Annotated in this window: 7 protein-coding genes; 4 read left to right on the top strand and 3 right to left on the bottom strand. The window is 66.0% G+C overall.

The features are described 5' to 3' along the window. Window position 1: 1 nt before the first annotated feature. The 4 genes from ST3T6A_RS0115650 (at window position 2) to ST3T6A_RS20375 (ending at window position 5,541) form a co-directional block, all read left to right on the top strand. Window positions 2–1,387, top strand: a complete 1,386-nt coding sequence (locus ST3T6A_RS0115650; protein WP_019833895.1) for an HlyD family type I secretion periplasmic adaptor subunit — start codon at window positions 2–4, stop codon at window positions 1,385–1,387. Between the two features lies 1 nt (window position 1,388). Next, window positions 1,389–2,159, top strand: a complete 771-nt coding sequence (locus ST3T6A_RS0115645) for a sulfotransferase domain-containing protein (protein ID WP_019833894.1) — start codon at window positions 1,389–1,391, stop codon at window positions 2,157–2,159. Window positions 2,160–2,460: 301 nt separating this feature from the next. Then, window positions 2,461–3,726 (top strand): calcium-binding protein, encoded by a 1,266-nt coding sequence (locus ST3T6A_RS20380; RefSeq protein ID WP_019833893.1) that lies wholly within the window; start codon window positions 2,461–2,463, stop codon window positions 3,724–3,726. A gap of 732 nt (window positions 3,727–4,458) precedes the next feature. Then, window positions 4,459–5,541, top strand: a complete 1,083-nt coding sequence (locus ST3T6A_RS20375; protein ID WP_019833892.1) for a calcium-binding protein — start codon at window positions 4,459–4,461, stop codon at window positions 5,539–5,541. An 81-nt stretch (window positions 5,542–5,622) separates the two neighbouring features. On the opposite strand, the gene ST3T6A_RS0115630 is transcribed toward ST3T6A_RS20375, so the two are convergent. Genes ST3T6A_RS0115630 through ST3T6A_RS0115620 form a run of 3 tightly spaced genes read right to left on the bottom strand, consistent with a single transcriptional unit; the run spans window position 5,623 to window position 11,710 of the window. Further along, complete coding sequence (locus ST3T6A_RS0115630; protein WP_019833891.1) at window positions 5,623–6,609, bottom strand: M23 family metallopeptidase; 987 nt, start codon at window positions 6,607–6,609, stop codon at window positions 5,623–5,625. Window positions 6,610–6,623: 14 nt separating this feature from the next. Then, window positions 6,624–10,535, bottom strand: a complete 3,912-nt coding sequence (locus ST3T6A_RS0115625; protein ID WP_019833890.1) for a glycosyltransferase — start codon at window positions 10,533–10,535, stop codon at window positions 6,624–6,626. Then, the gene (locus ST3T6A_RS0115620) at window positions 10,532–11,710 is read right to left on the bottom strand and encodes a sulfotransferase family protein (protein ID WP_019833889.1); all 1,179 of its coding nucleotides are present in this window, start codon (window positions 11,708–11,710) and stop codon (window positions 10,532–10,534) included. The genes ST3T6A_RS0115625 and ST3T6A_RS0115620 overlap by 4 nt, the downstream gene beginning before the upstream one ends. Window positions 11,711–11,716 lie beyond the last annotated feature (6 nt).

Raw genomic sequence — 11,716 nt, 5'->3', positions numbered from 1 at the left:
GGTGAAGGCTTTCATTCGTCGGCATCTGGGCGCCCCTCAGCTGGAGGCGCCGGCGGCCGAGTTCCGGCCCGCGGGCGATGCCCATCCGGGCGAGATCATCCGCCTGCGCCTGCGCCGCCCGATCGTCGCGGGCAGCATCGTGGTGCTGGTGCTGGTGTTCGGCCTGCTGATCTGGGCGTCGATCTTCTCGATCGCGGGCGCGGTGATCGCGCCGGGCACGGTGAAGGTCGAGGACAATATCAAGCAGATCAAGCATCGCGAAGGCGGCATCGTCCGCGCGATCCTCGTGCGCGAGGGGCAGCGGGTCCATGCCGGCCAGGTGCTGCTGCGCCTCGATCGGGTGCAGGCGCAGGCCAGCGTCGACATCTACCAGGCCGATTATGACAGCGCGCTCGCGCAGATCGCCCGCTTCCAGGCGGAAGCGGCGAACGCGAACGACATCCGCTTCCCGCAGGAGCTTCTGGCCCACCAGAACGATCCCCGCATCGCCGCGCTGCTCACCAGCCAGCGCAGCCTCTTCCAGTCCCGCATGACGCTGTACCGCAGCCAGTCGATGGTGCTCTCCGGGCAGGCGGAGCAGCTCGGCACGCAGATCCAGGGCCTGCGCGCGCAGATGACCGCGCTGGACGCCCAGTCCGATCTGATCAACGACGAGCTGAGCGGCGTGCGCGATCTCAACAAGCAGGGCTATGCGCCCCGCACGCGCCTGCTGGAGCTTGAGCGCAGCATGGTGAGCCTCAAGGGCCAGCGCGGCTCGCTCGTGTCGGACATCGCGCGGGCGAATCAGGCGATCGGCTCGGTCCGCCTCCAGATCGCCCAGCTCGACGACAAGCGCGAGACGGACGCGACGCAAGGCCTGCGCGACACCGAGGACAAGCTGACCGACACGGTGCCGAGGCTCCGCGCGATGCAGGACAGCCTGTTCCAGGCGGACGTGCGCGCGCCGGTCGACGGCTACGTGTTCAACCTCACGCAGTTCACCGTCGGCGGCGTCGCCGCGCCGGGTGAGGCGCTGCTCGACATCGTGCCGGTGAACATGCCGCTCAACATCACCGTGGAGGTGAAGCCGAGCGACATCGCCGAGGTGCATGTCGGCATGCCGGCCCGCGTGACGCTCACCGCCTTCAACCCGCGCACCACGCCGCAGGTGGACGGCCATGTCACCCTCGTCTCGGCCGACGCCAGCACCGACCAGCAGAGCCACCAGTCCTTCTACGTCGTGCAGGTGAAGGTCGATCCGGGCGAGCTGGCCAAGGCGGGCAAGGGCGTCCACCTGACGCCGGGCATGCCGGCGACGGTCGCGATCGTGACGGGCAAGCGCACGATCATGCAGTATCTGCTCGGCCCGATGACGGAAGCGATGCACACCGCGCTCCGGGAGCGGTAGGATGCCCCGTTCGGACAGGCGCGTGTCCTTCCTCGTCGCCGGCGTGCAGAAGGGCGGGACGAGCGCGCTGTTCGAATATCTGCGCGAGATTCCGGCGCTCCAGCTGCCGGAGGTCAAGGAAGCCCATTTCTTCGACGACGAGGAAGGGGTGGACTGGTCCGCGCCGGATCATGTCCCCTATCACCGGCTGTTCGTGGAGGACGGCCGGATGTGGGGGGAGGCGACGCCGATCTACCTCTACTGGCCGAACGCGCTGGAGCGTGTCCGCGCCTACAACCCGGACATGAAGCTCATCCTCCTGTTCCGCGATCCGGTCGAGCGGGCCTGGTCGCACTGGAAGATGGAATATGCCAAGCGCAAGGAGACCGAGCCCTTCGCCTGGTGCATCCGCGAAGGCCGTGCCCGCATGGCGGAGGGAACGCCCTATCCCGGCTTCCACCGCGTGTTCAGCTATGTGGAGCGCGGCTTCTACGGCCGGCAGCTTGCCCGCGCGTTGCATCTTTTCCCGTCGAATCAGCTTCTTCTGCTGGAATCGGCGAGGCTCTCGGCGGAGCCCGATACGGTGCTGGCGGAGATATGCGCCTTCCTCGGCGTGCCCGAGCCGGAGGCGCCGATCAGGCCGCGCCGCGTTCGTACCGCGCATGAAATGATCTACCCGTCCGAGCTGACGAACGCGGATGTCGACTATCTGCGGGACCTGTATCATACGGAACTTGCACGCTTTCATCACTTGGTGGAGCGGTGCAACCAAAACCGGGCTGAGGCTTTTTAGCTGTCCGGCGCGACGCCGGGGAGGAACGTCCGGCTGTCATTCAACTCCCATGTCACCGTGCTGCCACACCGCTGTCATCAAGAGGGGCGGTGTTCGGATCAGCGTCGATATATTGCGACTGGTCGTTGCGTTTCGCGGTTGCACGGTAGGAGAAGCCCCGCTAATCAACCGGCTGGGCTCGCCGCGTTGACCACGCCCTGGCAGGGGTATGGCGGCTTGGCGAATAAGGCGCCTCCAGCTCGTTGCGGGGGGGAGGGAGCTGAATATGCACGCCCGGACGAAGGTTTAAGTGGAGGCTTTCATGGCTAGTTTCATTTTCGAAGAGGGTACCCAGATTCAGGCTAGCGCGTTCACCGCTGGCGATACCCTGATCTTCCGTGATGCCGATCCGGCGTCGCTGAACGTTACCTTCACCGCGAGCACCGGTGGTCTCTCGGTTGACACGGTCACCATCTCGGATGGCACGCACTCGTTCAACTTCGCCGCTTCGGCGCTGGACGATGCGGCGACCACGACGCAGTTCCTGTCGTCGGGTGGCAGCCTGATCTTCACCACCGGCGCTACCACCACGGTGGCCGGTGATGACGCCGACGCGGCCTATAACTTCACGGGCGCGGCGACGACCTTCACCGTGACGGACGCGGGCAACCACGTGATTCACGCTGGCAGCGCTGGTGACACCATCGACGCTGGCACCGCGACCGGCGACCTCAACATCCTCGGTGGCAAGGGTGTCGACACCATCACCGTTGGTGACGGCAACAACATCGTCTCGGGCGGTGCCGGTGCTGACAGCATCATCGTCGGTGATGGCAACAACCACGTGTACGGCAATGCTCTCGGCTCGGTGCAGGGCGCGACTGACGGCATCGACACCATCACGGTTGGCGATGGCTCCAACTATGTGAACGGCAACGCCGGCAACGACATCATCACCACCGGTGATGGTTCGAGCCGCGTGTACGGTGGTCAGGGTGATGACAACATCACCGTCGGCAATGGTAACAACCACATCAACGGCAACGCTGGTTCCGATACCATCAACATGGGTACCGGCAACAACACCGTGAACGGTGGCCAGGGTGACGACCATATCTTCGCCGGCACTGGCAACAACACCATCTCGGGTGACCTCGGCAACGACGACCTGCACGCCAACACCGGTATCGACATCCTGACCGGTGGTGCTGGCAACGACGTTTTCGATTTCAGCGTTACGGGTTCGGCGGCTGTCAATGTGGTCGGCTCCGGCACCTCGGCCGCGAACTACTACGATGAGGTCACCGACTTCACCAACGGTACGGATCACTTCCACCTCGGCAACGCGACCGATGCGGTCCTGACCCAGGGTGCGGGCGTCACTTTCACGTCGGTCGACGACGCGCAGGTTTATGCCCAGCAGATCCTCACCGCCGGTGCGGATGACCACGCCGTTGCGGCGATCGTGGTCGGTAGCGATACCTACCTGTTCTACAATGACGCGGGTGCGGCTACGACCATCGACTCGGTCATCAAGGTCGACGGTTTCACCGACACGGCTCACCTCAAGGCCGCGTCGTTCGTCTAATATTTCCGGCCGCATCGCGGCTTGAAATAGAAGCAAGTTGGGGGCCGGTCCTTCGGGATCGGCCCCTTTCTTTTTGCCTGTATGAGATCGATGCCATCCATGTGGGTGAGCCTGCGAGCGCCATGATGCCTGTGGCATTGCATACACACAGCGCGAGTCCGGTCGGCGCCGTCCTCGGAAACGGGGACGGAAGACGTGGAGCGGCGTCGGCTCTGATCGGCGGAGGGATCGGGAAGGCGGCGGCGCAGGGCGCTCGCGGCAGGTCCGGAATGCTGAAGTGGGGAGGCCTTTGGGCTCAGCCTCCCCACAATGCACATTCGGACGAAGGCCCGATATCCTCCGATACGCGAGGATATCTTCGAGCCGAACCGACTATGGGCTTCTCGCGTGAGAAAATGAAGTCGTAAGTGGAATGATGGCGGATTTTTCAGGTTTCGCCCATGGAAAGCCCGCTTCCGCCTCCGAACCGCGCCTCCCGGCGACGGCCTTTCGGGAGCCGGGCTCCTCGCCTGTCCCATCGCGGTGCGATTTCCCGGTCCCTGATTCGGCGCCACGTCGTGCGGAAGGGGGCTGTTGCAATGAAACCGCTAATAAAACTCGATTTGTTGCATGGCTGCATAAGGCCATGGTCTAGAAAACATAGATAAAATCCCGTTAACCATTTGTTGTTCGGATCGTCGTCCTCATGATTTCCGCAGGGGTGCGCAACCTTTTGTAGAAGGGAACGGGGTCGTGGCGAATTTCGTCTTTGGGCTTCTCGGCACGGTCGAGAACCTGTTGCTGAGCACGTTGGGGTTGTCGAACAGCGACACTCTCAGCTTTCCCGATACGGTCGGTCTCGACAATCTGTCGATCACATCGAGTGGCCTCAACACGACGTTGTCCGCGCTGGGCAACACGCTCTCGCTGCCGTCGCTGCAACTGAGGACGGCGGCGCAGGAAGGCCATGTCACGCTGGCCGACGGCACGCATGTGATCACCGGTACGGACAGCGCCGAGACGCTCAACGGTTCCAGCGGCGACGACGGCATCTACGGCCTCGGCGGCGACGACACGCTGACGAGCGGCGGCGGCAACGACTATATGTTCGGCGGCGCAGGCAATGACGTCATCACCGGCGGAGACGGGAACGACCATCTCTACGGCATGGGCATGACGGCCGACGTCAGCGGCGACGGCGCGGATACGATCAGCGGCGGCGCGGGTGGCGACTATATCCAGGGCAATGCCGGCAACGACATCCTGGACGGCGGCGACGGCGACGACCGCATCAACGGCGGCAAGGATGACGATCACATCACCGGTGGCAACGGCAACGACACCATCAACGGCAACTTCGGCAACGACGTCATCGATGGCGGCGCGGGCGATGATGTGCTGCGCGGCGGCAAGGACAACGACACCATCACCGGCGGCGACGGCAACGACCAGATCTATGGCGATCTGGGCGTCGACACGCTGACCGGCGGCGCGGGGTCGGACACCTTCCACTTCAGCGGCAACGATTCCGCGCTGCTCAGCCTCACCACGCTGGGCCAGACCGATACGATCACCGACTTCCACCATGGCGAGGACCATCTGGACATCGGCTATGCGCCCGCGGGCGTGATCCAGGGCGGCGTCGCAGGGACCGTCGAGGCGGCGATCGCGGCGGTGACCGGGTTGCTGACCGGCGCTTCGGGCAGCGTCGTCGCGATTGGCGTCGGCAGCGACACCTATCTCTTCTACAGCGCGAGCCACACCGCGCTGGTGGATAGCGTCATCGATCTGAAGGGCGTGGCGCCGACGTCGATGGCGGTGTCCGACTTCGTCTGATCCAGCGACTGGGGGAGGTCTCTGGCTGGCGGCGAGCCATCCCTTCGGGGGGCTCGCCGCTTTTGTCCTGTCCGGGCCGGCTCAAAGCGTGATGCGGAAGCTCCGTACGATCACGTCCACCCCGTCACGGCGGACGCTGTAATCGGCCTGATAGACGCCCGGGGCCCAGCCCTGCGCAGGCCGGCGGCGGCCGACGTTGAAGATGGTCTGGGCCTTGTCATGATCCAGCGGCTCGGCCCGCTCGTCGGCGATCACCACGGCACCGGGGCCGCTGACGCGCAGGCGCTGGATGTCGCCCTTCTCGAGCCCGAGCGCCTGCACGAAGGCCACCAGTGCGGGGGCGTCGCGGTTGACGCGGGGCTGCTGGTCGGCGCCATTCTCCTGCGCTTCGGCCATCTCGACCGCGCGCGTGGCGAAGCCGGCGACGAAGACCTGGCCCCGCTGATAGGGCAACCGTTCCTTCCACAACGGCACGCCGCCGCCGCAGGAGCCCGGCGCCGCGCCATAGGCGAAGGGATCGATCGCCTTGCCGTCCTTGCGCACGGTCAGGTGGACGTGCGGGAACTCGGTATCGCCCGAGAGGCCGATGCGGCCGAGCACCTGTCCGGCCCTCACATGGCGGCCCGGCTTCACGCGGATGCTGCCGTTGGCGAGATGGCAATACTGGCTTTCCCAGCCATGGCCGTGATCGATCACCAGTCCGTTGCCGCATTCCTCGCCGGTGACGGCGGCCTTGCCGCGCTCGTTCACCGAGATGTCCGGCACGCCGTCGCGGGTGCGCAGCACGCGGCCCGGCGCGACGGCGACGACATTCACCCCGGCGCGTTGCCGCGCCATGCTGGGGATGCGGAAATCGATGCCGTTATGGCCCTGGTAGGTGCGGCCGCGGCAGAGATAGTCCTTCGCGGCCGGGCCGGCATCGTCGTCCATATAGTTCTGGACGGCGCAGTCCTGCCCGATGCGGCACTGGAGCGGCAACTGGAGCTGGAGCGGCGGGCGCGGTCTCGCGGCCCCTCCGAGCAGCAGGGGGAGCGCGAGCAGGGCGACGCGGCCGAGAGTGCGAGACATGATCGTGGTCCTTCCTACGCGGCCACAAGGCGCTCCAGCCGCGCGAGCAGGGCCGGAGCGATTTCGGAAACGGCGCGATGGCGCCAGAGATATTCGTGAAGGCGGGCGGCCTCCTCGCGCGCTGCGTCGCGATGGTCGAGGATGTGGGCGAGCGCCTCATGCCAGCCATCGTCCGCCACGCGCGTGGCGGGGAGGGCGGGGTCGGCTCCATAGGCCGGCCCGTCCGAGGCAAGCGCCGCCAGCCCGAGCGCGGCATAGTCGAGCAGCTTGATGTCCGACTTGCCGCGATTGAAGTCGTTGTCGACCAGCGGGGCGAGGCCGACATCGAACGGCCCCTGATCGCGCAGCCAGTGGACGAAGCGCGGATAGGCGATCGCCTCGGCCGGGGGCGACAGGCGATGCATCCACGGCGCGGGCTCGATGTCGGGCGAGACGCCGATGACGGTCAGACCGAAGCTGCCGGGGCGTTCCTCGGCCAGCCGCTCCAGCGCCGGGCGGATCATCGCGAAGTCCGCGCCATGGGTGTGCGTGCCCATGTAGAGCATCCGCACGCGTTCGCCCGTGAAGGGCGCGGGGCGCGGCTTGCGCCAGTCGCGCCACAGTCGCGGGTCGAGCATGTTGGCGCGGACATGCGGATTGGTGGCGATGCCGCGATAGGCCTGCGCCAGCTCGGCAGTCGAGAACCATGTCTCGGCGGACGCGGCGATGGCGCGCTCCAGCGCGGCGTTGAGCGGGCGGTAGAAGGCGGCCTCGGGATGATCCGGTCCGATCCGTGTGAAGGTGTCGTCCACCTCGGTGACGAGCGTCGCGCCCATCGCGCCAAGCTGGCGGATGAGGGCGTCCACCGCCTCGACCGTCGGCATGGCGGTGCGCTGGACGATGCAGACGTCCGAGGGCGGCACCGGGTCGGCCGACGAACCCAGCGTGACCTCGATGCGGCCGGTGATGCTCTCGTCGGTGAGCGGGGCGATCAGGCGGATGAAGGCCGAGCTTTGCGGGCCGTGGGGACCGTGCGGAGCGATGATGTGGACGCGGAGCGGCTTGCGCGGCGCAGGTGTCGTGCGGGGCGCCTCCGGTCCCTCCAAGCCGAGTGTGCGGAGCGCATCGCCGACCAGCTTGGCGGCGCGGGCGTCGAAGCTGTGCTCCTTTGCGACCGTCTCCGCGAGCTTGCGGCGCGTTTCGGGATCGGCGGGCGCCGCGAGCAGGCTGTCGATGGCGCGCCGCGCCTCGCGGGCATCGGCCACCTGCGTCACCGCGTCACCGAATAGCGGCGCGATCGAGGGCACTGGATCGGACACCACGCGCCCGCCCGATGCCACCACGTCGAACAGCCGGTTCGATACCAGCCCGAAGGCGCGCATCGACGGCCAATGGTCGTTCAGCACCACGCCCGAGCCCGCATAGAGCCGCCCAAGCGCCTTGTTGTCGATGTTCTTCGCGGCGACCAGCGCGTCGGGCACGAGGCCGGCCCAGCCGTCGCCGTAGATGGTCGGCTCGCGGTCGGCGTCGATCGCCCAGCGGACGATCTCGCGATCCATCCCGCGCGAATTGCCGCAGAAGAGGATGTCGGGCGCATCCCCGGCCGGCGTCTCGGGGTGGAAGCGCGCGGGGTCGGTCGCCTGGAGCAGGACGTCGACCGGCGGCTTCACGAGATGCTTGAGCAGCGCCGCGTGCGAGGCCGAGGCGCAGTAGATGCGCGTATAGCGGTCATATTCCTCATAGCCGACCTGATCGGGGTGGCTGATGTTCCACAGGAACGCGATCTGGCCGGGGCGCGGCGTATAGGGGATGAGCCCGCGCAGCACGATCGCGACATCCTCGTCGGCGAGCGCATGGCCGGACCATTGATGGCGGAAGTCGATCCGCGCCTTGTGGCCGAGCCGCTCGATCGCCTCCGCCAGCGACTGCGCGAAGTGGAAGTCGCCCCAGGCGTCCCTCTCGTCCTCGGGTGCGGCGATCTTGATCGCGAAGGTAAGCTTCAGTGCCTTGGCGAAGGCCTTGCTGCCGATCTCCAGCCCTTGGCGGTTCTTCGTCCAGACCATCTTCTGAAAGGCGGCGGGCTCGGAGACGGTGATCCGCTCGCGATCGGCGCGGCCGTCGAAATAGTCGCAGCCGACGAAGGGCGCATAGCCCGTATCGCGACCCCTGGTGATGCGCAGGATCAGATCCCAGTCGACCATCCGCCGCAGCTTCGTGTCGAACACGCCTACCTCGTCCAGCACGTCGCGCCGGTGGCAGAAGGCGTTGAGGTCGACATAATTCTGGGTGAGGCAGGCCTCCCAGTCGAAATCGTCGCCGCGATAGCCGGTGAGGTGGCTGAGATCATCGCGCAGCGCGATACCGCAATAAGCCGCCGTCTGCCCGGTGGCGGTCAGATGCCGGACCATCACGTCGAGGAACCACGCCTTCCAGCGATTGTCGGAATCGAGATAGGCGACGATCTCGCCGGTCGCCTCCGCCAGCCCCGCATTGCGCGCCGCCGAGACGCCGCCATGGGGCGCCTTCACCAGCTTCACGCGCGGATCGGCGAGGAACTGGGCGACGACCGAGCAGGTGGCGTCGGTCGATCCGTCGTCGACGACGATCAGCTCGAAGCGCTCGTGCGTCTGCTCCAGCACGGAGGCGATCGCCGACGCGATGGTCGCCTCGCGGTTGTAGGCGGGCATGACGATGCTGACGAGCGTGTCGCGGGCGCGTTCGACCTGCTCGGGCGGGAGGTTTGCTATGGCGTGCAGGAAGGCCTGCTCGCGCTCGATGTCGAAGACGGGGTAGAAGCGGCGAGGGCCGTCTTCTGTCGCTTCATATTCCGGTTGGCTGATCCCGATGGCGAGGCGCTTCTCGGCGAGGCCTATTTCGAGGAAATGGCGCAGCGGATCGCCGGTTACGTCCGGATAGGTCATCCGATAATGCAGGCCGTCGAACAACGGCCCGGTCATGCGACCCTCAGTGGCGCCATGATGTGTGTAATGGTGGAGCGGATGCATCCCCGCCGCGAACACGTCGGCGTGCGTGCGGTTGTAGAAGCTGCTGGAGAAATAGGGATTGGGATCCAGTGCATCCTCGTCACGGCCGGTGCGAATATAATCCACCAGCGGATTGTGCGCGCGGATTAGCTCGACCAACTCGGTATCGAGGGGAGCAACGGAGCGTTCGGCGCGATTTACCAGGGTTCGGATGATCGGCTCATGGCTGGGTTTGCCTGGAGCGGGCGTGATCTCGATTCCCTCTTCATCGACGAGGCCGATACTTCCTCCATCGGCGATGGGCGCCAAACCAAAAAGCCGTTCCAGCGCGTGCGCGAGGGTTCCATCGCGATCGGTCCCCTCCGCGTGCGCGCCCTTTTCGAAGTCGGCAACCACCATGGTCAGCCGCTCCAGCAGGGGAAGGCGCGTCCAGAACATCGTGCCTGCGAAAAAGCCCCAGTCCGCAGGTGGATAAGCCGGCGCGGCAATCCGTGGGGCGAGGCGCGAAAGCAGTTCCGCGTTCCGGAACTGGTGACTGGCGACGGACTTGTAGAGTGGCCTTGATCCGATCAGCGCTACGGACGGATCGCGCTCGAATGCGGCGAGGATGTCAGCGACCAACGCCTGCGAGCCGATCGTCCCATCATAGGCCATGTCGCGCCATTCGGCGGCGTAGCCGGACGAACCCTTTTTCGTATGGAGCTTGCAGATGACGTCATATCCGCGCGCGCGAAGCTGCGGCAGGATGGCGAAGAGAGGGGCGATGTCCCAGCCTGCGTTGGGTACTTCCATTCGTTCGACCGCGCCCGGCACGCGATCCAGAGCGCTGTCGATCTCGGGATCGAGTTGTCCGCTGTAAGTCGCGAACAGGTCGATATCCGCGCGGCCGAGCGCGGCGACGCGATCGATCAGGTCGAGCGCGATGTCGGGATAGAAGAGATGGAGATGGAAGGCAGCCTTCACAGGGTGTTCCCCGATTGCCCGGCAAGGCGTCTTGCCATCTGCCGCGCGTAATATCCGGTGTCGAAAAGCGGACTGGGGTTGCGCCCTTCCGCCGCGCCGATGGTGAGATAATGATCGACCGCGTCCATGTCGGCCGGCACGTCAGCATAGCGCGCACGATACCAATCGGCGTCGAACAAGCCGCTGTTCCGAATGAGCGCCGCGTCGCCCGAAGGGTCGTGTGCCGGCGGCGGGGGCGGGTTCGTCACTGTCGCTTTCGCTTTCTGGGTAGGCTCGGCTGGAGGCGTGGCATCTTCGATCGCCTTGGAAGCCATACGGCGGTGGCGAAGCTCATCATGGACGACATCGCCTTCCAGCCAGGGGAGGGCTTCCAAACGAGCGTAGGCGCGGTCGAGCCGGTCGCGCGCAGAAGCATCATCAGAGGTGATGAGTCCGCGCAGGCCATCCTCGACCTCGACGATGATCCCCGCGAGGGGTTCCTCCAACGCCGCGCGAGGGTGCTGATGATGCCGCAGCGATGGATCGATGAAGCGATCGATCTCGGCCGCTTCGCCGGTTTCAAAGACATCCGTGTCGCGGCCGAGCAACGGCGCTAGGCGCCGCGCCGTATCGCGCCAGTCGGCCAGCATGGCGTCATAGTCGACGACGACTCGCTGCATTGCGCGTGAGCCCTGTTCGGCGTCGATCATGTGGCGCAGACAGAGCAGATGGGCATAGGCCGGTGTGGTTCCGTCGCGGCTGGCGATGGAAGCCGCGATGTCCACCATGTTGCGCAGCATCAGCACCGCGCGGGGCTCGACGTGCATTTCGCCCAGCACATGCTGCACGACCGGCACGAAGCGGCATTGGCGGGGATCCTTGACGACGAAGAGAGGAGCCGTACCGAAGGCGTGTTCTAGCGCTTCACGGATATGGCGGCGCCTCGATGCAAGGGCATTGGGAGATAGTCGGGAAAAATCCAGCGGACGCGGATCGAACCAGCTCGACCGGGCGACACGCAGCAATTGGTCGTCCGCGGCGACCAGCCCGGTCGACTCCCAATATCCGCGCGGATTTTCGGGTGTCGGCGCGATCGCGTCGGCGGGCAGCGTCGCGCCGAGGCGGCCGATCAGCCATGTCAGCGCCGAGGTTCCGCTGCGGTGCATGCCCAGCACGAGAATGGCGATACGGTTCATAGCCAC

The organism is Sphingomonas sp. PR090111-T3T-6A, assembly GCF_000383095.1.
Taxonomy (GTDB): domain Bacteria; phylum Pseudomonadota; class Alphaproteobacteria; order Sphingomonadales; family Sphingomonadaceae; genus Solisphingomonas.
The sequence above is the reverse complement of the archived record's forward strand: the minus strand, read 5'-3'. Positions and strand labels throughout refer to the sequence as shown.